Raw genomic sequence first — 21,292 nt, 5'->3', positions numbered from 1 at the left:
CGCGGGCCGCGGCCCCGCCCGCGCCCCGCAGCCCGGCGGCGCGGTGCCCGGCGCGCAGACCCGTCGCTGGATCGAGGTCAACGGCCAGCGCCACCAGATCTCCCGCCCCACTCTGGTCCTCGGCCGGAGCACCGAGGCGGATGTACGGATTGACGACCCCGGCGTCTCCCGCCGGCACTGTGAGATCCGGACCGGAACGCCCTCGACGATCGCGGATCTCGGGTCCACCAACGGCATCGTGGTGGACGGGCAGCACACCACCCGCGCTACGCTCCGCGACGGCTCGCGGATCGTCGTGGGCAGTACGACGATCATCTACCGACAAGCCGAAGGGTGAAGCGGGGGCAATGTCAGAGCTGACCCTGACGGTCATGAGGCTGTGTTTCCTCGCAGTCCTGTGGCTGTTCGTGTTCGTGGCCATCCAGGTCATCCGCAGCGACCTGTTCGGCACACGAGTCACGCAGCGCACCGCGCGGCGGGGGGCCGCCGACGCGCGCCAGGCGCAGGGCGGGCGGCAGGCACAGGGCGGGCGGCAGGCCGCGCCCACGCCGCCGCGCCAGCAGGGCGGCGGCCGGCAGCGCCGGGGCGCCCCCACGAAGCTGGTGGTGTCCGAGGGCATCCTGGCCGGCACCACGGTCGCGCTGCAGGGCCAGACGATCACACTCGGCCGTGCACACGATTCGACGATCGTGCTCGACGACGACTACGCGTCGAGCAGACATGCCAGGATCTACCCGGACTCCGGGCAGGCGGGCCAGTGGATCGTGGAGGACCTCGGGTCCACCAACGGGACGTATCTCGACCGGACCCGGCTGACCACCCCGACACCGATCCCGCCTGGCGCGCCGATCCGCATCGGCAAGACCGTCATCGAGCTGCGGAAGTAGTACGAGAATGAGCGAGCGGAGCGAGCGAGCCGGCCGGAGCCGCGCCAGGCCACTGCCTGGCGCCCCGGACGCGCTCCCGACCGGAGGGTGGGCGCTGTGCGGATGTACCCGGAGCCGACGGGCGAGGTGCGCATGAGTCTGTCACTGCGCTTCGCCGCCGGATCACACAAAGGCATGATCCGCGAGGGCAACGAGGACTCGGGCTACGCCGGTCCCCGCCTCCTCGCGATCGCCGACGGCATGGGGGGCCAGGCCGCCGGCGAGGTGGCCTCCTCGGAGGTCATCTCCACGATCGTCGCACTCGACGACGACATTCCCGGCTCGGACATCCTGACCTCGCTCGGCGATGCCGTGCAGCGGGCCAACGACCAGCTGCGCGTCATGGTCGAGGAGGACCCGCAACTGGAGGGCATGGGCACCACGCTCACCGCCCTGCTGTGGACCGGCCAGCGCCTCGGCCTCGTCCACGTCGGCGACTCCCGCGCCTACCTCCTCCGGGACGGCGTCCTCACCCAGATCACCCAGGACCACACCTGGGTGCAGCGCCTCGTCGACGAGGGCCGGATCACCGAGGACGAGGCCACCACCCACCCGCAGCGCTCGCTCCTGATGCGCGCCCTCGGCAGCGGCGACCACGTCGAACCCGATCTGTCGATCCGCGAGGTGCGGGCCGGCGACCGCTACCTCATCTGCTCCGACGGCCTCTCCGGTGTGGTCTCGCACCAGACCATGGAGGAGACCCTCGCCAGCTACCAGGGCCCGCAGGCCACCGTGCAGGAGCTGATCCAGCTCGCGCTGCGCGGCGGCGGCCCCGACAACATCACCTGCATCGTCGCCGACGTCCTCGACATGGAGTCCGGCGACACCCTCGCCGGGCAGGTCACCGACACCCCGGTGATCGTCGGCGCGGTCGCCGAGAACCAGCACCAGCCGCACGACAACGGCGCCATGCAGACCCCGGCGGGCCGCGCCGCGGGCCTGGGCCGCGGCGTACCGCCGCAAAGCCACGGCGGCGGCGCTCCCGGCGGCGCCTTCGGACCGCCGCCCGGCTCCGGCGAAGGAGAGTCCTACGCACCCGACGGCTCCTTCGGCCCGTACGGCGACGAGGACTTCGTCAAGCGCGGCGGCCGCGGGAAGTGGGTCAAGCGCTCGCTCTTCCTGGTGCTCGCGCTCGCCGTCATCGGCGGCGGCCTCTACGCGGGCCACCGCTGGACGCAGACGCAGTACTACGTGGGCGCCAACGACGGCCATGTCGCCCTCTACCGCGGCATCAGCCAGGACCTCGCCTGGGTGAGCCTGTCCGAGGTCGAGAAGGACTACAAGGACATCGAACTCAAGTACCTGCCGCCCTACCAGCGCAAGCAGGTCGAGGCGACCATCGCCGCGGGCGGCCGCGCCGAGGCGGACGCCAAGATCAAGGACCTGGGCACCCAGGCATCGGCCTGCCGCAAGCAGGAAGCCCTGCGCAAGGCCGAGGACGAGCAGAACGCGCGCACCGGCGAGGGCGAAGCGGGCGGCACCACCGGCGGACCGGCCACCGAGTCCACCGCCAAGGCACCCTCGCCCAGCCCCGGCCTCTCCGAGGAGGAGAAGCAGCTGGTCGGCAACTGCGACAAGAATTAGGGCACTGGGGGCCCGCCAAACCATGAGCAGCACGACACACACCTCGACCATCGGCGCGATCGGCGCCCCGAGCAGGCGCAACACCGAACTGGCGCTGCTCGTCTTCGCCGTGCTCATCCCCGTCTTCGCCTACGCCAACGTGGGCCTCGCCCTCGACGGGACCATGCCCACCGGCATGATCGGCTACGGCCTGGGCCTCGGCCTGCTCGCCGCCGTCGGCCACCTGGTGGTGCGCAAGTTCGCGCCGTACGCCGACCCGCTGCTGCTGCCGCTCGCCACCCTCCTGAACGGGCTCGGCCTGGTCCTGATCTGGCGGCTCGACCAGTCACCCCGGCTGATCCGGCGCGCGGAGGCCATCTTCGGGGCGTTCAACCCCTCGGCCCCCAACCAGCTGATGTACTCCGCCATCGGCATCGCGATGTTCGTCGGCGTCCTGCTGCTGCTCAAGGACCACCGCATCCTGCAGCGCTACACGTACATCTCCATGATGGTCGCCCTGGTGCTGCTGCTGCTTCCCCTGGTACCCGGCCTCGGCGCCGATGTCTTCGGCGCGAAGATCTGGATCCGCGTCGGCGGCGTCTCCATCCAGCCCGGCGAGTTCGCGAAGATCGTCCTCGCGGTGTTCTTCTCCGGCTACCTGATGGTCAAGCGGGACGCGCTCGCCCTGGCCAGCCGCCGCTTCCTCGGCCTCTACCTGCCCCGTGGCCGCGACCTCGGACCCATCCTGACGATCTGGGCGATGAGCCTGCTCATCCTCGTCTTCGAGAACGACCTCGGCACGTCCCTGCTGTTCTTCGGCATGTTCGTGATCATGCTGTACGTGGCCACCGAGCGCACCAGCTGGGTCGTCATGGGTCTGCTGATGTCCACCGCCGGAGCCGTCATCGTCGGCTCCACCGCAAGCCACGTCCAGTCCCGTGTGGCCGCCTGGCTCGACCCCTTCGGCTGCCTGGAGACCGCCGAGCCCGGCACCAACATGGCCAATGCCTGCGACCAGATGACCCAGGTCCTCATGTCCTTCGGCTCCGGCGGCGTCCTCGGCACCGGCCTCGGACAGGGAAACTCCGACCTCATCGGCTTCGCCACCAACTCCGACTTCATCTTCGCCACCGTCGGCGAGGAACTCGGCCTCGCCGGCGTCATGGCCTTCCTGCTCATCTACGCCCTCATCGTCGAGCGCGGCATCCGCACCGCCCTCGCCGCCCGCGACCCCTTCGGCAAGCTCTTCGCAGCAGGTCTGTCCGGCGCCTTCGCGCTGCAGGTCTTCGTCGTCGCCGGCGGGGTCATGGGCCTCATCCCGCTGACCGGTATGACCATGCCGTGGCTCGCCGCCGGCGGTTCCTCGGTGATCGCCAACTGGGCCCTCGTCGGCATCCTGATCCGCATCAGCGACACCGCCCGCCGCCCCGCCCCGGCCCCCGCGGCCGACCCCGACGCGGAAATGACCCAGGTCGTACGCCCGTGAACCGCCGCAGCACGCCCGTGAACCGCCGCAGTACGCCCCTGAACCGCCGCAGTACGCCCCTGAACCAGGCAAAGCACGTGAACCAGGTAGGCCCGTGAACAAGCCCCTCCGCCGGATCGCCCTGTTCTGCGGGCTGCTCGTGCTCGCCCTGCTCGTCCGGGACAACTGGCTCCAGTACGTCAAGGCCGACGCCCTGCGCACCCACGAGAACAACCGGCGCGTCCTCATCGAGCGCTACGCCCAGAAACGCGGCGACATCATCGTCGACGGCACATCCGTCACCGGCTCCCAGCAGACCACCGGCAGCGACTTCGCGTACAAGCGCACCTACCGCGACGGGCCGATGTGGGCGCCCGTCACCGGCTACGCCTCACAGGCCTACGGCGCCACCCAGATCGAGGCCATCGAGGACGGCATCCTCACCGGCAACGACGACCGGCTCTTCTTCCGCCGCACCCTCGACATGGTGACCGGAACGAAGCAGGAAGGCGGCAAGGTCGTGACCACCCTCGACGCCGCCGCCCAGCAGGCCGCCTTCGAAGGACTCGGCACCAAGAAGGGCGCCGTCGCCGCCCTCGACCCCGCCACCGGCGCGATCCTCGCCCTCGCCTCCACCCCCTCGTACGACCCCTCGGCCTTCGCCGGCAACAGCCTCGACGACCAGCAGGCCTGGACCGAGCTGACCGGCGACATCGACAAGCCGCTGCTCAACCGCGCACTGCGCGAGACCTACCCGCCGGGCTCCACCTTCAAGGCCGTCACCGCCGCGGCCGCCCTCGAACACGGCCTCGTCCCCGGCCCGGACGTGAAGACCGACTCGCCCCTGCCGTGGACCATGCCGGGCACCAGGACCGTCCTGGAGAACGAGGGCGACCTGCCCTGCGAGAACGCCACCCTGCGCGAGGCCCTGCGCGTCTCCTGCAACACCGTCTTCGGCAAGATCGGCGCGGACCTCGGCCAGGACCGGATGCTTCAGACCGCCGAGAAGTTCGGCTTCAACGCGGAACAGTTCGTCCCCGTACGCTCCGCCGCCTCCGTCTTCCCCACGGACAAGCTGTACCCCTCGCAGACCGCGATGTCCGCCATCGGCCAGTTCGAGACCACGGCCACCCCGCTGCAGATGGCCATGGTGACCGCTGCGATCGCGAACGACGGCAAGCTGATGAAGCCGTACATGGTCAGCGAACTGAAGGCCCCCAACCTCGACACCATCGAACGGCACAGCCCCGAGGAGCTCAGCCGCCCGCTGTCCGCCCAGCACGCACAACAGCTGCAGGACATGATGGAGACGGTCGTCGAACGCGGCACCGGCAGCAACGCCCGCATCCCCGGCATCACCGTCGGCGGCAAGACCGGCACCGCCCAGCACGGCGTCGACAACAGCGAGAAGCCGTACGCCTGGTTCATCAGCTATGCGAAGACCGCGGACGGCTCACCGGTCGCCGTCGCGGTGGTCGTCGAGGACTCCGACGCCCACCGCGAGGACATCTCCGGCGGCGGCCTCGCGGCCCCCATCGCCAAGAGCGTGATGCAGGCGGTGCTGGGCACCGCGAAGTGAGACAGAACACGTGATCTCGGCCGCTGCGGTACCGGTCCTGTATCAGACCTTGACGAGGGCCGGATCATGCCGGACCGGGCCGGTACGGTATGCCGGGACAGCACACCGCCGCCACCCGGGGGGTGCGGTGGGACTGACGGAGAGGGCTGGTAAGTAGCTATGGAAGAGCCGCGTCGCCTCGGCGGCCGGTACGAGCTGGGCCAGGTGCTCGGCCGTGGTGGCATGGCGGAGGTCTACCTCGCGCACGACACCCGGCTCGGCCGCACCGTGGCGGTGAAGACGCTGCGCGTCGACCTCGCGCGCGACCCGTCGTTCCAGGCCCGGTTCCGCCGGGAGGCCCAGTCGGCCGCCTCGCTCAACCATCCCGCGATCGTGGCGGTCTACGACACGGGCGAGGACTACGTGGACGGGGTCTCCATCCCGTACATCGTGATGGAGTACGTCGACGGATCCACCCTGCGCGAGCTGCTTCACTCCGGGCGCAAACTGCTGCCCGAGCGCGCGCTCGAGATGACCGTCGGCATCCTGCAGGCCCTGGAGTACTCGCACCGCGCCGGCATCGTGCACCGCGACATCAAGCCCGCGAACGTCATGCTGACGCGCAACGGCCAGGTCAAGGTCATGGACTTCGGCATCGCCCGCGCCATGGGCGACGCCGGCATGACCATGACGCAGACCGCGGCCGTCATCGGCACCGCCCAGTACCTCTCCCCGGAGCAGGCCAAGGGCGAACAGGTCGACGCGCGAAGTGACCTCTATTCGACCGGCTGCCTGCTCTACGAGCTGCTCACCGTGCGCCCGCCGTTCGTCGGCGACTCCCCCGTCGCGGTCGCCTACCAGCACGTACGAGAAGAGGCACAGCCGCCCTCGTCCTTCGACCCCGAGATCACGCCCGAGATGGACGCCATCGTCCTGCGCGCGCTGGTCAAGGAGCCCGAGTACCGCTACCAGTCCGCCGACGAGATGCGCGCCGACATCGAGGCCTGCCTCGACGGCCAGCCCGTCGCCGCCACCGCGGCCATGGGCGCGGCCGGCTACGGCGGCGCCGACGCGTACGGCGCCGACCAGCAGACGGCCATGCTGCACCCGCAGAACGGCGGCGGCGCACAGACCTCGATGCTGCCCCCGATGAACCCGGACGACGGCGGCTACGGCTACGACGACCGCCCCGACCGCCGCCGCGGCGGCGCCAAGAAGGGCGGCGCCTCCACGGCACTGCTCGTCATCGCGGGCATCCTGGTCCTCGTCGGCGCCATCCTGATCGGCAAGGTCGTCTTCGCCGGCGACGGCGGCGACAACGACGCCATCAGCGTGCCGAACTTCGTCGGCCAGACACTGGACGCGGCGAAGAAGCAGGCCGCGAACGTGGGGCTCGAACTGGAGAGCACCAACAAGCCCTGCGAGAACCAGCCCAAGGGCCAGATCTGCAGCCAGGACCCGGCCGTGAACACCGAGGCCGAGAAGGGCGACACCGTCAACGTCGTCGTCTCCGAGGGAGCGCCGAAGGTCGCGGTGCCGAACGTGCTCGGCGACGACGTGGACGAGGCCCGCGCCGAGCTCGAAGGCGAGGACTACGGGTTCAACGTCAAGATCGAGCGCAAGGAAACCTCCACCGCCGAGCCGGGCGAGGTCCTCAAGACCGACCCGAAGTTCGGCGAGGAGGTCGAGAAGGGCTCCGACATCACGCTGACGGTCGCGGAGGAGAAGAAGCAGATCCCCGTTCCCGACGTGATGGACCAGCAGCTCGACCAGGCCCGCAAGGCCCTTGAGGACAAGGGCTTCCGGGTCAAGGTCCAGCAGCAGCCCCGCAGTGATGTTCCCGAGAACCAGGTCGTGGCACAGACCCCGCAGGCACCCACCGAGATCGACAGGGGCTCCGAGGTCACGCTGACGGTCGCCAAGGCACCGGAGAAGGTCCAGGTGCCCCTCCTGAGCGGCAAGAAGCTCTCGCAGGCGCGGCAGGAACTGGAGCGGGCCGGACTCACCGTGGGGGCCATCGACGGCCCCCGGGACGACAACGCCATCGTCGAGGCCTCGGTTCCGAGCTTCCCCCAGGAGGTCGAGACCGGCACGGCCGTGATGCTCAAGACCCGAGACGCCGACGGCGGCAACGGGGGCGGCGGCAACGGCGGCCAGGACGGCGGCACCATCTTCGGCCAGAGCGGCTTCAGCGGCCGCGACGAGGAATAGTCCTCGCCGGACAGCACCAAAGGGTCTGGCCCCTCCTTCGGGAGGGGCCAGACCCTTGTTCGTGGCACTGAGGTCCTCAGAGGACCTCAGTACAGACCATCGGCATTCGATCGTGTCTTCATTTATCCCGACTCGTTGATCGGGTGAGGTGACGTGGGGCTCCCTCACGCACACCGATCCTGCACGAGCGGAAAGGACACAATCGTGATCGACGATGCAGTACTGCTGGAGTCGAGGTCACTGCGGAACAGCGTGCTGGCGCAGACAGAAGTGCTGGACAGGGTCAAAGTGCTGTCGCTGCTACCGGACGGGATGCACGTGACGACGGCGATGGTCGCAGCGTACTTCGAGGTGGCCGTGAAGACCCTGGAGTCCGTGATGGAGGACCACAAGGAAGAGCTGGGCGCCAACGGACTCCAGGTTCTGACAGGTACGCGACTGGCCCTCTTTAAGGGGGCCTGTGGGATCCAGTCACGCTCACGGGCACTCGCGCTCTTCTCACGGCGCGCCGTCCTCAACGTCGCCATGCTCCTCCGGGACAGCGAAATCGCACGTCAGGTGCGTGTCTATCTGCTCGACATGGAGTACCTGGCGCGGACCCAGCCTGTGGATAACTTTGTCCACAGGCAGCCCGAGGACCTCGACGAGCGGATCGACCACCGCATCCGGCACGTCCTCGGCAAGACTGTCGTCCCCATGTTCAACGCCCTCATCGAGACCTCCGGCGAGCACCGCAAGGAGCTGATCTCGCTCCGGGACGACGTCGAGCGGGTCGAGCGGAGGCTCTGCGACCACCACCGCAGGCTCAGGCACCTCGAATACGCCCAGGGCCCCCGCGCGTACACCGGGATCATGGCGTCCATCGACGCCATGAACTGGCGGGACTTCGAGCACCACGTCGCCGCGCTGCTCCGTCGCGACGGCTGCACGGACGTCGTGGTGCACGGCGGCCACGGCGACCGTGGGGTGGATGTCGCCGCCGTGACGTCTGACGGACGGCGTGTGGTCGTGCAGTGCAAGAGCTTCGCGCCCTACCGGCCGGTGTGGAGCGCCGAGCTGCAGAAGTTCCTGGGGGCTTCCTTCGTCCAGCACGGGGCCGATGTGGCGCTGTTCGTCGCCACGACCACCTTCGCGCCCGACGCCCGGGCCATCGCCCAGACATACGGCGTCACCCTCGTCGACCGCGCGCACCTTGAGAAGTGGAGCGCCGGGGTTCCGCTGCCTGCCCTGCGGTAGCCGCGACCGACATCCGGCGCGGAAAGGCCCGAAGCCGCAAGACGAAGTTGCGGCTTCGGGCCTTCGCCATCCTAGAACGACTGAGTGCCTTCAAGGCACTCAGTCAACGCAGTTCCTCAGGCGGCGTCCGCCGCGAATCCACCTTCTCCACCCGCTCCAGCTCACCCCACACGATGTAGCGGTACTTCGAGGTGTAGACCGGGGTGCAGGTCGTCAGGGTGATGTAGCGGCCGGGCTTCTTGGCGCCCGAGGCCTCCGGGACCGCGTTGAGGACGTCCACGTTGTACTTCGAGGTCTCCGGGAGCTTCGCGTAGACCTTGTAGATGTACCAGTTGTCCTTGGACTCGAAGACGATCGCGTCGCCCTCGTCCAGCTTGTGTATGTTGTGGAACTTCGCGCCGTGCCCGTCGCGGTGGGCGGCGAGGGAGAAGTTGCCCTTGTCGTCCTCGGGGAGCGCGGACTTGACCGGGTCGATGTAGTAGCCGGCCACCCCGTCGTTGAGGGTCTCCAGGTCCGTGCCCTGCTTGACGAGGATGTCTTCCTCGCCCATGGCGGGCACGTGCAGGAAGCCGATGCCGTCCTTGGTGTCCAGTTCGACGGGTCCGGTGTCCCCGGTGCCGGTGCCGCCCTCTTCGGCGGCCCATTCGTCGCGTACGGCGTCACCCTGCTTCTGCGCCTCGCGGTCGGCGAGGACGTTGGTCCACCACAGCGAGTAGACGACGAAGAGGCCGAGCACCAGGCCCGTGGTGATGAGCAGTTCGCCGAAGACCATGACCGCCGTGGCGACGGGGCCGCGGCCGCGGGGGGTTCGGGCGGGGGCGGGGGCGGCGGAGCGCTGTGTCCGCTCCTGCTCGTCCTGGTCGGTGGCTGCCACTGTGTGTCTGTCCCTGCCCCGTCGTCGTACGTCGCGTCTGCGGCCCTATTGAACCAGCGCGGGCGGCTTGCCCTCGTCGCGCGGGCGTTCCTCGGCCAGTTCGCCCCAGACGATCATGCGGTACGTGCTGGTGAATTCCGGGGTACAGGTGGTCAGCGTGATGTAGCGGCCGGGCTTGGTGAACCCGGAGCCCTTCGGGACGGGGTTGAGCACCGAGATGTTGTCAGGCGTGGTCTGCGGCAGGATGCTCGCCATCTTGTACACGTAGTACGTGTCCTTGGTCTCCACCACGATGGGATCGCCCGGCCGCAGCTTGTTGATGTAGCGGAACGGTTCGCCGTGGGTGTTGCGGTGGCCTGCCACCGCGAAGTTGCCCTGCTTGTCCTCGGGCATCGCGGTCTTGATGCTGTCCTCGCCGTAGTGCCCGACCATGCCGCGGTCGAGCACCTTTGCCTTGTTGATGCCCTCGGCGATGGGCACGACCACGTCCAGCTTGGGGATGTACATGATCGCGAAGCCCTCGCCGGGCTCGAAGGCACCGGGCCTGCCCTCGCCGTTGGCCCAGTTCTCCTGGATCTTGTCGGTCTCCGCGTTCGCCTGCTGTTCGGCGCGGACGTTGGTCCACCACAGCTGGTACGTGACGAAGAGCAGCATCAGGACACCGATGCTGATGAACATCTCGCCCAGCGCGCGGCTCGCCAGCACCGCCGGGCTCGGGCGCTTGGCGCGCTCGGCGCGGCGGGCCTCCAGGCGGGAGGGTCCCGGCACGGGGCGGGTCCTCGGGGTGCGGCGGGTGTCGGAGGTGCGCAGGCCGACGGTCTCGTCGTCGACGGCGGCTTCCGGTGACGGGCGGTGGGGGGCGGTCTGCGGGGACGGCTCGGTGGAGGCGCCCTCCGTACGGGAGGTCTCCTCGGTGTACGAGGTTTCCCCGGTGTACGGAGTGCTGTCGGCGTACGGCAAGTCCCCGGTGTACGGGGTCTCCCCGGTGTACGAGGGCCCCTGGGCCGCCTCCGGGTACGCGGCGCCCGCACCGTACCCACGCGCCGCCTCATAGGCCCCACGCGCCCCCTGAGGCGCTTCGTACGCCCCGTGCGCCCCTTGCGCCCCCCGCTCCCCGTACCAGTCCCGCTCGTACCCCTGCGGGTCGTACCACTCCTCCTGCGGCTCCTGAGGCGCGGTGGAGGGCGCCGGTGCGGACGCGCGGAACCACGGCGAGGGATGCTGTCCGGGCAGTGGATCGCTCAGCGGGTCGTCGAGCCCGTCCACCGCGGCCTCGAACGAAGCCCGTTCCCCGTACGGAGCCCGCTCCCCGTACGAAGCCCGCTCCCCGTACTCCTCGCCGTACGGGGAACCGCCCTGCCCGGAGCGGGGGTACGTCACGCGGAAGCCCTGCCCACGACCGGTGCGAGGCCTTCCGATCGGGCCACCGCCTCCACATCACCGCAGCGCTCCAGCCAGTTGGCGAGCATCCGGTGACCGTGCTCGGTGAGCACCGACTCGGGGTGGAACTGCACTCCCTCGACCGGCAGTTCCCGGTGCCGCAGCCCCATGATGATGCCGTCCTCGGTCCGTGCGGTGATCTCGAGGTCCGCCGGGAAGGCGTCCGGCTCCGCGGCCAGGGAGTGGTAGCGCGTCGCGGTGAACGGCGAGGGCAGCCCGGCGAAGACCCCGGCGCCCTCGTGCCGTACGAGCGAGGTCTTGCCGTGCAGCAGCTCCGGCGCGCGGTCCACGACCCCGCCGTACGCCACCGCCATCGACTGCATGCCGAGGCAGACGCCGAAGACGGGGATGCCGGTGGCGGCGCAGTGCCGGACCATCTCGATGCAGACACCGGCCTGCTCGGGCGCCCCGGGACCGGGGGAGAGCAGCACCCCGTCGAATCCGTCCTCGGCGTGCGCCGTCGTCACCTCGTCGTTGCGGACGACCTCGCAGTCGGCGCCCAGCTGGTACAGGTACTGGACGATGTTGAAGACGAAGCTGTCGTAGTTGTCGACGACGAGGATGCGCGCGCTCATCGCGCCGCCCCTGGCGCGGCGACGAGCCCGTGCACGGCGCCGAGGCCTTCGTCGACCGTCACGTCGTTGAACGGAAGCAGCGGCTCCGCCCACGGGAAGACGTACTGGAACAGGACATAGACCACACCCAGGATGAGCAGCAGCGAGAACACCGCCTTCAGCCAGGCATTACCCGGCAGATGCCGCCAGATCCAGCCGTACATGCTGTCCCTTCCGTCGACGCGCGCCCCGTCCTTCCGTCGGCGCACGCCAACAGCCTAACGGCGCAGCGCCTCCGGCTTGCCGTTGTCCACAGGCTGGGTGGCATCGAGGTGGGCCCAGACGATCAGCCGGTGGCTGTGGCCCCACTCCGGCTCGCAGGTCGTCAGCGTCAGATAGCGTCCGGGCCCGTCGTAGCCGGACCTGCGCGGCACCGGATCGATCACGGCGACATCGGTGGGCAGCGTCTTGTACGGCTTCTCGGTGTCGATGCGGTACGTGAACCAGGTGGTCCCGTCGTTGAGGACCACCGCATCGCCCTCGCGCAGCTTCGGGAAGTCCTTGAAGGGGTCGCCGTAGGTGCGCCGGTGGCCGGCCACCGCGAAGTTGCCCCGCTGCCCGAGCTGCGCGGTGTCCGCGTAGTGGCCGAGGCCCTTCTTCAGGGTGTCCGTCTTCGTGTTCTCCAGGACGGGCTTCTTCCAGCCGTCGCCGAGCCGCGGGATGTACATCACGGCGAAGGCCTTGCCGTCCTCGTACGGCTCGGGCGGCGGACCCTCCCCCGCAGCCTCCCCGTCCGCACCCGCACCACCCGTACCCCCGCCGGCGGTCTCCGACTCCGCCGCGCCGCCCGCGGCCTCGATCTCGGCGCCCGTCATCGCGCCGTTCGCCCACCGGTCCCGCAGCCCGTCGATCTCGCTCTGCATCGCGGCATCGGCCTTGACCCCGGTCCAGTACATGACATACGTCACGAACAGGACGATCAGGGCACCGACAGTGATGCACAGTTCGCTGAAGGTTCTGACGAGCACTCGCACCGACACGGGCCGACCCCTCCCCGAGTACGCCTGCTCCCTCGGAGCCCGCCCGCAGGCTCCTACTCCACAGGCTGCGCGTAATGGAGATCCACTGTGCCCGAGTAGCCGGGAAGAGTCACTGCCCCCGGCTCCTCGACTTCCCAGCCGAGGCCGTACACCTTCACGTACTCCAGATAGTTCCTGATCTCCGGCGAGGAGTTCAGCGCCTTCTTCAGCTTCCCGGTGTCACCGACCGCCGTGACCTTGTACGGGGGCGAGTAGACGCGGCCCTGGAGGATCAGGGTGTTGCCGACGCAGCGCACCGCACTGGTGGATATCAGGCGCTGGTCCATGACCTGGATGCCCTCGGCGCCGCCCTTCCACAGGGCGTTGACGACCGCCTGGAGGTCCTGCTGGTGGATGACCAGGTCGTTCGGCGAGGGCTCGGGGAAGCCGGGGAGCTTGGGCCCCGCGTCCGGCGGGGCGTCGGTCAGGGTCACGGAGAGGGCCTCGCCGCGCAGCTTCTTCGTGCCCGCCTCGTTCTCCAGCGCCTTGAGCTCGGCCTCCTCCTCGTCCGTCGCACCGGTCTCGCGCTCCGCGAGCGACTCCACGTCCGCACGCAGCGAACCGAGCGACTCCTCGAGGTTCCCGTTGTTGTGGCTGCGCTCCTCGATCAGGTCGGAGAGCTTGAGCAGCGAGGCATCCGTGCGGATATTGGTGCCTTTGGCGGTGTTGAAACTCGTCACGAAGAGGAGCCCGGCGAGCGCGAAGACGCCCAAGGTGAGCACTCTCACCGGCCGCCACCGGGCTCGGCGGCCCTCGTCGGGGCTGTCGGCAGAATTGCTCAACGTACCCTTACTCCTTACGGCGCCGCGGAAGCACTACGCTAACGGACGCCCGGGGGAAGCAGATGGTCCCCCATGTGCGAACCCCAAGCGCCCCGCCCGGCGCCCCAGCCACACCCGTTCCCTGCGCGGCCACGCAGCGCATCGACAGGAGAGACCCTCGTGCCGAAGTCACGTATCCGCAAGAAGGCCGACTACACACCGCCGCCCTCGTCGAAGCAGTCGGCCGCCATAAAGCTGACCAACCGCAGCTGGGTCGCCCCGGTGATGCTGGCCCTCTTCCTCATCGGCCTCGCCTGGATCGTCGTCTTCTACGTCACGGACACCCGGCTGCCCATCGAGGCCTTCGGCAACTGGAACATCGTCGTGGGCTTCGGCTTCATCGCAGCGGGCTTCGGCGTCTCCACGCAGTGGAAGTAGAAAAAGTTATCCACAGGGTATCCACACGCTATGGATAACTCTGACCATCTACTGACCGCCTGTGGATAACTATCGACAGGTTGACGCCGGTACGACTGCGCATCCGCCATACGGAAGTCCTCGCGCCCCTTGCCCTGACTGGGAGAACCCGGATCGGGGACAAGGGGCACGTGCGTTCCCCACAGCGTGCACAAGATCCGGCACACGCTGTGGATAAGTGAGCGATCGGACGAGCCGGGGGCGCGCTCAGGTGAGCCGCGCCGTCTGCGCGACGACCATCACCAACGTGATCAGCAGGACCGCCCCGCAGGTGCCCCACTGCACGAGCGCCCGGTGCTCACGCGGTGCGTGGACCATCCCGTAGGCGATGGCCGCACCGGCGACGAGGCCGCCGACGTGGGCCTGCCAGGCGATATTGGGCACGGTGAAGGTGAACACCATGTTGATCGCGAGCAGCACGATCACCGGGCGCATGTCGACGCGCAGTCGGCGCATCAGCACGACTGTGGCGCCCATCAGCCCGTATACGGCTCCGGATGCGCCGAGCGAGTACTGGTAGGGCTCGATGACGTAGGTCAGCGCGCTGCCGGCGAGGCCGGAGAGCAGATAGAGGGCCAGATAGCGGACGCGGCCGAGGTGTGCCTCCAGCGGCGAGCCGAGCCACCAGAGCAGCAGCATGTTGAAGCCGATGTGCCAGATCTCCTGGTGGGCGAACATCGACGTGAACAGGCGGTACCACTCGCCTTGGGCCACACCCTCGGGCACGTAGAAGGGAGGTGTGTCGCCGAGCAGCATGAGGTCGCGCAGCAGTGGTTCGCTGATCGCCCCGGCGATGAACACCGCCAGGTTGAGGCCGATGAGGATCTTGGTGACGAGCCGTGGGTCAGCCGCGATGGTGCCGCCGGCGATGTTCCGCGGGCGGTTGGCTTTCGGTGCGTGGCCGGTGCCCGAGCCCTCGCGTACGCAGTTCGGGCACTGGAAGCCGACCGAGGCGCTGATCATGCACTCGGGGCAGATCGGCCGCTCGCAGCGCGTGCAGCTGATGCCCGTCTCGCGGTCCGGGTGCCGGTAGCAGCCGGGCAGGCCGGAAGCGCCCTGCGGCTGCTGCGGGCTGCCTGGCTGGTCCATGGGAACCCCTCACCTCTTCTGCGCGGCCGGAGCGCGTACACCGCCCCGCTTTTCCTACGGACGGGCGGGCCCAAATGGTTCCCGTGCGCCCGCGCCGGTCCGCGGCGCCCGGACGCAGCCTGCCCGTCCGCGCCGCGCCGTATCCTCAGCGCTTCTCGATCACGACCGATTCGACCCGTACCTCGGTCAGCGGACGGTGGGTCGACGGGTTGACGGGGGTCGTACCGATCGCGTCGACCACCTTGCGGCTGGGGCCGTCGACGACCTCGCCGAAGATGGTGTGCTTGCGGTTCAGCCAGGCGGTCGGGGCGAGGGTGATGAAGAACTGCGAGCCGTTGGTGCCGGGCCCGGCGTTCGCCATGGCCAGCAGGTACGGGCGGTCGAAGCGCAGTTCGGGGTGGAACTCGTCGGCGAATTTGTAGCCGGGGCCGCCGGTGCCGTTCCCGAGCGGATCGCCGCCCTGGATCATGAAGCCGGCGATGACGCGGTGGAAGCTCGTGCCGTCGTAGAGGGGCTGTGTGGTTCTGGTGCCGGTCGCCGGGTCGGTCCACTCGCGTTCGCCCGTGGCGAGCTCGACGAAGTTGCGGACGGTCCTGGGTGCGTGGAACGGCATCAGCCGGATCTCGATATCGCCCTGGTTGGTTCTCAGGGTGGCGTACAGCTGCTCAGCCACAAGGTGCCTTCCGTTTGTCGCGTCCCACGCCCGCATCCTCGCACGCGCCGCGGCCGGGCCCGCCGCACGCGACTGCTCCTGACCGAAGCCGGTACGAGTCCGCACCACAAGGGCGCGCATCGCGCCGATCCGTGGCATTGTCGGCGGCAAGCTCCCCTTGCACCGCATTGCCCGAAGATCGTCCCATACCGGTGGATGCTCACCCGTGGTGCATGCCGGGGCATCGCCCGAGAGGCATGATGCAGAAAAGGGTGGAAAGGTGAATTACCGTACGCCACCGAGGAGGAGGAACCCGTGACCCGCATCGACAGCGCGCGTGCCGCGGCCGGCTCGGCGAAGGAGAGCATGCGGCACGCCGCGGAAGCGGTGGCGCCCTACGCCGACACGGCGAAGGACCGGGCCGCGCACTATGCGCACGAGGCCCGCGTACGGCTCGTACCCGTGGTCTCCGACGCCGCGCACCAGGCCGCCGACCAGGCACGCTCCCTGCACCATGACCATGTGGCGCCGCGCCTGAAGCAGGCCCGTACGCATGTACCGCCGAAGGTGGACGTCGCCGCCCACAAGGCCGCCGCCCACACCCGCCATGCCGCCCGCCAGGCGGCCGACTACACCCGGCCGAGGCTCGACCAGGCCGTCGCGGCCGCCGGGCCGGTCAGGGACGCCGCGGTGGACCGCGGCGCGGCGGCCGTCGCTGCGCTGCGCGGCGAGGTCTCCGCGAAGGAGATCCGGCGTCTGGTCCGCCGCCACGAGCGCCGCTCGTTCGCCGGCCGCTTCCTGAAGCGGATCGCGGTGGTGGGCGCGGTGGGGCTCGCGGGTCTTGCCGCCTGGAAGTGGTGGGACAAGCAGGCGAATCCCGACTGGCTGGTCGAACCGCCCGAGCCGACGGAGGTCCGGGAGTCGGGGGCGTCGATGTCCTCGGCGGCGTCCGCGTCGTCCTCGGCCTCGTCGCCGACGTCCCTGACGTCGGTGGACGGCAGCGACCGGTCCGTCCTCGACCCCGAGGTGCGGGCCAAGCAGGCGGAGGCCGAGGCGGCGGGCGAAGCCGGGGGCACCGGCGGTGAGGACTGGTCACCGCGGCGGCCCGACGAGCACTGAGACACCGCCTGCGTACGCCCGAGGGGCGGGAGACCGGAAGGTCCTCCCGCCCCTCGGGCGTACGGGGCGGGCGGATGCCGGTCAGGCGAATGGCGGGAGGTGCGGGTGCGGGGAGGCGGGGACGACCGGGAGGCGGTGGCGGGGGGACGCGAGGACGCGAGGACGCGAGGACGCGAGGACGCGAGGACGCCGGGAGGTGCGGACGCCGGCGGGCGGTTGCCTGGGCAGGGACTACGGAGGCGCGGGGCGGGCGGTTGCGTGTCGCCTCACGCGTCCGGTGTCGCGGGCGGGCGGTGGATCGGGGCGTCGGTCGAGGTCAGGGGGTGTCCCGTGGCCCCGTGCCGCAGCGCGATGATCTCGGCCGCGATGGACAGTGCTGTCTCCTGCGGGGTGCTCGCGCCGAGGTCGAGGCCGATCGGGGAGCGCAGCCGGGCGAGCTCCCGGCCGCCGACGCCTTCCTCGCGCAGGCGGGCCAGCCGGTCGGTGTGCGTACGGCGGGAGCCCATCGCGCCCACGTAGCCGACCGGGAGGCGCAGGGCCAGTTCCAGCAGGGGCACGTCGAACTTGGGATCGTGGGTCAGCACACAGAGCGCGGTGCGTCCGTCCAGGCGGCCCGCGCGCTGTTCCGCGGCGAGATAGCGGTGCGGCCAGTCGACCACGACCGTGTGCGCCTCGGGGAAGCGCTCGGCCGTGGTGAACACCGGGCGCGCGTCGCACACCGTCACCTCGAAGCCGAGGAAGCTCCCGGCCCGGACGAGCGCGGCGGCGAAGTCGATCGCGCCGAAGACGATCATCCGGGGCGGGACGGCGGCCGATTCGACGAACAGCGTCACCGGCTCGCCGCACCGGCCGCCTTCGGCACCGGTCCGTACGAGTGTCGTGCGGCCCTCCTGGAGCAGGGCCGCCGCCTGGGCCGCGGCGCTCGTGTCGAGGGCCGCGGAGCCGAGCGTCCCCTCGTGGCTGCCGTCGGGCGCGACGGTGAGGGCGCCGGGGGCGGCGGCGCTGTCGCTCTCCGCGGCGATCCGCACGAAGGCGGCGGGCCGACCGGCGGCGGCCGCGTCGAGGGCCGAGCCGAGTATGGCGCGCGCGGGGTCGCCGCGGCGCACCGGGGTGACGAGGATGTCGAGCTCGCCACCGCAGGTGAGGCCGACGGCGAAGGCGTCGTCGTCGCTGTAGCCGAAGCGCCGTACGAGGGGGCGGCCCGTTTCCAGGGCCTCGATGCACAGGTCGTACACGGCGCTCTCGACGCACCCGCCGGAGACGCTGCCCAGGGCCGCTCCGGTGTCGTCGACGGCGAGGGTGGCGCCGGGCGGGCGCGGGGTGCTTCCGCTCGCGGAGATGACCGTGGCCACGGCGAAGTCCCGTTCCCGCAGGATCCATTCGCGCAGTTCTTGCGCCAGGTCGAACATCGGTGGGCCCCCTTTGGCCGCCGTCGGCTGCGACGACGACTGTTTCGACGGGTCTGCGGGTGAAGCGGCTCGTGCGGTCCGGCGCACCGTCCGGTCGGAACCTTCCGGTCAGCGGATGAACTCCCACTGGGCCGCCCCGTGGCCGTGGCGCGGTTCGCCGTGCGGGCGCCCTTGCGGGGGCACGACGGCCCCGCTCGACACGCGGGCGGACGGTGGCGCGTAGGTGCGGGAGCTGAGCAGGGCCGCCGCGTGCGCGATGCTGGCGAGCGTCGCGTGGTGGTGCCAGCCGCGGAAGGAGCGGCCTTCGAAGTCCCGGATGCCGACGGGTTCGCTCACCTCGGCGAAGTCGAGGGCGACCCGGTCGGTGAGCTTGGCGAGGAGGAAGAGCTGGGCGAGCGGCAGGTCCGGGATGTTCGCGATCCAGAACTCGGAGGGCATCGCGTTGGCCGGGTCCGTCCAGGCGCCGAGCAGCAGCAGGGGCTGGGCTCCGGCGGCGTAGCCGTCCACGCCCACGGGGTGGACGGTGGCCGCCACCAGGGGGGTTGCCGCGTCGTCCGCGCGGCCGTGCCGGGGCCATTCGACGGGGCGGCGCTGGGAGCGCAGGGAATCGATCAGTTCCCTGGCGGATGCGGTGTAGAGGGTGGTCTTGTGGCGCCCCGTGGCGGCCAGGACGACCGGCAGGGTGCCTTCGACCTTGAGGACGAAGGGGATGTCGCGGGCCGAGAACGTCTCGATCACCTGGGGGAGTTCGGCGTTGGCCACGTCCATCATGACGGGCCTGCGCTGGAGTTGCCAGGTCTCGGCCATCCGCAGGACGGCGTGCAGGGCGTCCTCGGTCGGGGTGCGTGAGCGGGCGGTGTCGGGGATGCGGGCCCGGCTGCGGTAGAGCTCGGTCGTCCAGGGCGCCGGCAGGGTGAGGCTCCACTCGACGGGGAAGCTTGCGTCACTGGAGGCGAACCAGATTCCCGTGGCCTGCTGGCAGTTGGCCATCCGGCCCAGTTGGGGCACGAACTGGCGGCCCACTCCCACGGACCGGTCGCCGGCCTTCTCGATGATCATCGACTGGACGACCCAGGCGAGCGGGCGCTGCACGCTGCTCTCCAGGTGTTGGGCCAGGGTGCGGCGCACGGGGGTCCAGTCCCAGGGGGACTTGCTGATGAACTGCTGGAGGTTCTGCTCGACCGCGCCCGCCTCGCCACCCGAGATATTGCGGATCGTCTTGCGTCCCTTGGTGGATACGAGACCGCGGAGGTAAACATTTGCCCAATTCCGCTGGTCCCGCCTGGGTAAGGAGACGAATAAAAGAGAAGTCAATTGCTCGAGAAGTGCGGACATTTCCCTCGTGGGCCCCGCCGCGAGTATATCGCTCTCCATCTGAGCCTCCCCCGCTGGTGACTTGATCCAATACCCTACTTGAGTCATATCCTTGGCCATAGGCCGCCGCTTCTACTTCATGAAGTCACCGCGTCCCTTTCGACCCGGACGGGGAGCCCGGGCGGCGGCGGGTGAGGGGTACGAAACGGCGAAGTCGCCGATGAGCGGGGCTCCGGGCCGGGTGGCGCCCGTGTCCGTCGGGGGACTCGCGCGACGGCCCGCTCGTCGTCGGCCGGCCCGGTACGGCCGCGCCTTGTATACCCGCCGGGGGGTTCTGGGGCCGTGGCGGCCGGTGCCGCGGCCCGCGAGCAGGATCGGCTTGAAATCGACCTTGGCGGTCAGGGCGATGAGGATGCGGGGGACTCGGACGCGGGGGACTCGTACGCGGGGGACTCGGACGCGGGGCGCTCGGGTCCTGCCGCTTCCCCGCCCGCCTCCTCGTCCTCGACGACCAGCGGGATGGGGATCTGGTTGGCCGCGTAGTAGAGCGCGATCAGAGCGTGGGCCACCAGCGTGAGCGGGGCGGAGAAGAACGCCAGCACGAGGGTGCAGGGATAGGCGAAGGCGCCGAGGCCGAAGCGCAGCCGTGTGGCGCGGGCTCCGGCCTTGTCGACGTGCTCGTGGAAGAGGTGTCCGACTCGGGTGACGTACCACCAGAACAACAGGAAGACCAGGGCGTACACAACCGTCCACGCGCTGTAGAGGACGGCGGCGGCTCGGGCCGAGGACTCGTCCCGCAGGTGTTCGGCGAGCACCGCGGTGGTCCAGGGGATCACCGAGACCACCATCAGGACCAGCAGGTTCAGGAAGAGCAGCGGCCGGTCGGCCCGCTTGAGGTGGTTGAAGATCGTGTGGTGGTTGACCCACATCACGCCAATCACCATGAAGCTGACCACATACGCCGCGTAATGCGGCCATTGCTCGGCCAGGGCGCTCCATAAATGTGGCCCCGCGTCGTCCGGTACCTTGATCTCAAGGACGAGAATCGTGATGACGATGGCGAAAACGCCATCGCTGAATGCCTCGACGCGGCCTGTGTCCGCTGAGTTCGGCAAGAAAGTTTCCCCCTCAATCATCTGCGGTCCGTACCAAGTCGCGTCGGCGTGCGGGGAGGTGCCCTTCCCCGCACGCCGACGAAAAGCAACGTCGATTACTTGCCAAATCCGGCCGTCTGGCGCCAGATTCGGCCATCCTTCACGACGAGCGTGCCGAACGCGTGCTCCGGTTCACCATTCAAATTCATAATGGCGCGGTAGAAGATGGTGTCGCCGGTCTCGACGTATTCCTGGAGCTCCACCAGGGTCGGCTTGAGCGTGAGGTACCCGGTGAACGTCTCGCGGACCGCGTCGATCCCCTCCGACACGCCCTCGAAGCGGAGCAGGACCGCGTCGTCGGTGTAGTTCTTCATGACCGCGTCGATGTCCAGCGCGGCCAGCGCCTCCATCTGCCGGGCGAAGACCGGGTGCAGCTTGGAGATGTCGTACTCGGGCATGAGCAACTCCCTG

The 21,292-nt window shown here is 69.8% G+C and carries 21 protein-coding genes; 9 read left to right on the top strand and 12 right to left on the bottom strand.

The annotated features are described in order from the left end of the window. The 7 genes from ACLF6P_RS03015 to ACLF6P_RS02985 all read left to right on the top strand — a co-directional run. On the top strand, nt 1-337 hold a 337-nt coding region (locus ACLF6P_RS03015), incomplete at its 5' end, for an FHA domain-containing protein (RefSeq protein WP_415947834.1). Between the two features lie 10 nt (nt 338-347). Next, the gene (locus ACLF6P_RS03010; protein ID WP_415947832.1) at nt 348-887 is read left to right on the top strand and encodes an FHA domain-containing protein FhaB/FipA; all 540 of its coding nucleotides are present in this window, start codon (nt 348-350) and stop codon (nt 885-887) included. A 132-nt stretch (nt 888-1,019) separates the two neighbouring features. Then, a complete protein-coding gene (locus tag ACLF6P_RS03005) occupies nt 1,020-2,510 on the top strand; it encodes a PP2C family protein-serine/threonine phosphatase (RefSeq protein WP_415947830.1) in 1,491 nt (496 codons plus the stop codon). Nucleotides 2,511-2,532: 22 nt separating this feature from the next. After that, the gene (locus ACLF6P_RS03000) at nt 2,533-3,975 is read left to right on the top strand and encodes an FtsW/RodA/SpoVE family cell cycle protein (protein WP_415947829.1); all 1,443 of its coding nucleotides are present in this window, start codon (nt 2,533-2,535) and stop codon (nt 3,973-3,975) included. A gap of 94 nt (nt 3,976-4,069) precedes the next feature. Continuing rightward, nucleotides 4,070-5,533 carry a peptidoglycan D,D-transpeptidase FtsI family protein gene (locus tag ACLF6P_RS02995; protein ID WP_415947827.1) on the top strand — a complete coding sequence of 488 codons (1,464 nt, stop codon included), beginning with the start codon at nt 4,070-4,072 and terminating at the stop codon, nt 5,531-5,533. Between the two features lie 159 nt (nt 5,534-5,692). Further along, entirely contained in the window at nt 5,693-7,723 is a 2,031-nt protein-coding gene (gene pknB, locus ACLF6P_RS02990; RefSeq protein ID WP_415947825.1) for a Stk1 family PASTA domain-containing Ser/Thr kinase, read from the top strand. Nucleotides 7,724-7,927: 204 nt separating this feature from the next. Beyond that, a complete protein-coding gene (locus tag ACLF6P_RS02985; RefSeq protein ID WP_415947823.1) occupies nt 7,928-8,959 on the top strand; it encodes a restriction endonuclease in 1,032 nt (343 codons plus the stop codon). A gap of 103 nt (nt 8,960-9,062) precedes the next feature. Here the strand turns inward: ACLF6P_RS02985 and ACLF6P_RS02980 are convergent, their stop codons facing one another. From ACLF6P_RS02980 to ACLF6P_RS02955, 6 genes are read right to left on the bottom strand one after another with little or no spacing between them, the layout of a single operon-like run. Next, nucleotides 9,063-9,833, bottom strand: a complete 771-nt coding sequence (locus tag ACLF6P_RS02980) for a class E sortase (RefSeq protein WP_415947821.1) — start codon at nt 9,831-9,833, stop codon at nt 9,063-9,065. A gap of 45 nt (nt 9,834-9,878) precedes the next feature. Beyond that, on the bottom strand, nt 9,879-11,213 hold the full coding sequence (locus ACLF6P_RS02975; RefSeq protein WP_415947819.1) for a class E sortase: 1,335 nt from the start codon (nt 11,211-11,213) through the stop codon (nt 9,879-9,881). Next, nucleotides 11,210-11,848, bottom strand: a complete 639-nt coding sequence (locus ACLF6P_RS02970; RefSeq protein ID WP_415947817.1) for an aminodeoxychorismate/anthranilate synthase component II — start codon at nt 11,846-11,848, stop codon at nt 11,210-11,212. Before ACLF6P_RS02970 ends, ACLF6P_RS02975 begins: the two co-directional genes overlap by 4 nt. Beyond that, nucleotides 11,845-12,051, bottom strand: a complete 207-nt coding sequence (locus ACLF6P_RS02965; RefSeq protein ID WP_415947848.1) for a hypothetical protein — start codon at nt 12,049-12,051, stop codon at nt 11,845-11,847. Before ACLF6P_RS02965 ends, ACLF6P_RS02970 begins: the two co-directional genes overlap by 4 nt. A 54-nt stretch (nt 12,052-12,105) precedes the next feature. Then, entirely contained in the window at nt 12,106-12,861 is a 756-nt protein-coding gene (locus ACLF6P_RS02960; RefSeq protein ID WP_415947846.1) for a class E sortase, read from the bottom strand. 59 nt (nt 12,862-12,920) lie between these two features. Next, nucleotides 12,921-13,688: a DUF881 domain-containing protein gene (locus ACLF6P_RS02955; protein WP_415947816.1), complete on the bottom strand. Its 768-nt coding sequence runs from the start codon at nt 13,686-13,688 to the stop codon at nt 12,921-12,923. 159 nt (nt 13,689-13,847) lie between these two features. On the opposite strand from ACLF6P_RS02955, the gene crgA reads away from it, so the two are divergent. Beyond that, nucleotides 13,848-14,105 carry a cell division protein CrgA gene (gene crgA, locus ACLF6P_RS02950; protein WP_415947814.1) on the top strand — a complete coding sequence of 86 codons (258 nt, stop codon included), beginning with the start codon at nt 13,848-13,850 and terminating at the stop codon, nt 14,103-14,105. A gap of 246 nt (nt 14,106-14,351) precedes the next feature. Here the strand turns inward: crgA and ACLF6P_RS02945 are convergent, their stop codons facing one another. Together ACLF6P_RS02945 and ACLF6P_RS02940 are read right to left on the bottom strand one after the other, a co-directional pair. Then, on the bottom strand, nt 14,352-15,233 hold the full coding sequence (locus ACLF6P_RS02945; protein ID WP_415947812.1) for a rhomboid family intramembrane serine protease: 882 nt from the start codon (nt 15,231-15,233) through the stop codon (nt 14,352-14,354). Nucleotides 15,234-15,378: 145 nt separating this feature from the next. Continuing rightward, complete coding sequence (locus ACLF6P_RS02940) at nt 15,379-15,906, bottom strand: peptidylprolyl isomerase (RefSeq protein ID WP_415947810.1); 528 nt, start codon at nt 15,904-15,906, stop codon at nt 15,379-15,381. A 294-nt stretch (nt 15,907-16,200) separates the two neighbouring features. Between ACLF6P_RS02940 and ACLF6P_RS02935 the strand changes: the two genes are divergently transcribed. Further along, complete coding sequence (locus tag ACLF6P_RS02935; protein WP_415947808.1) at nt 16,201-17,004, top strand: DUF5324 family protein; 804 nt, start codon at nt 16,201-16,203, stop codon at nt 17,002-17,004. 266 nt (nt 17,005-17,270) lie between these two features. Here the strand turns inward: ACLF6P_RS02935 and ACLF6P_RS02930 are convergent, their stop codons facing one another. From ACLF6P_RS02930 to ACLF6P_RS02915, 4 genes are all read right to left on the bottom strand, one after another. Then, a complete protein-coding gene (locus tag ACLF6P_RS02930) occupies nt 17,271-18,413 on the bottom strand; it encodes an XdhC family protein (RefSeq protein WP_415947806.1) in 1,143 nt (380 codons plus the stop codon). 108 nt (nt 18,414-18,521) lie between these two features. Then, entirely contained in the window at nt 18,522-19,748 is a 1,227-nt protein-coding gene (locus ACLF6P_RS02925; RefSeq protein WP_415947804.1) for an IS701 family transposase, read from the bottom strand. A gap of 377 nt (nt 19,749-20,125) precedes the next feature. Beyond that, complete coding sequence (locus ACLF6P_RS02920) at nt 20,126-20,842, bottom strand: TMEM175 family protein (protein ID WP_415947803.1); 717 nt, start codon at nt 20,840-20,842, stop codon at nt 20,126-20,128. Nucleotides 20,843-20,937: 95 nt separating this feature from the next. Further along, a complete protein-coding gene (locus ACLF6P_RS02915) occupies nt 20,938-21,279 on the bottom strand; it encodes a nuclear transport factor 2 family protein (protein WP_415947801.1) in 342 nt (113 codons plus the stop codon). Nucleotides 21,280-21,292: the final 13 nt, after the last annotated feature.

This window comes from Streptomyces lothianensis (genome assembly GCF_047779955.1).
GTDB lineage: Bacteria > Actinomycetota > Actinomycetes > Streptomycetales > Streptomycetaceae > Streptomyces.
This window is presented reverse-complemented; position numbering and strand designations above follow the sequence as displayed.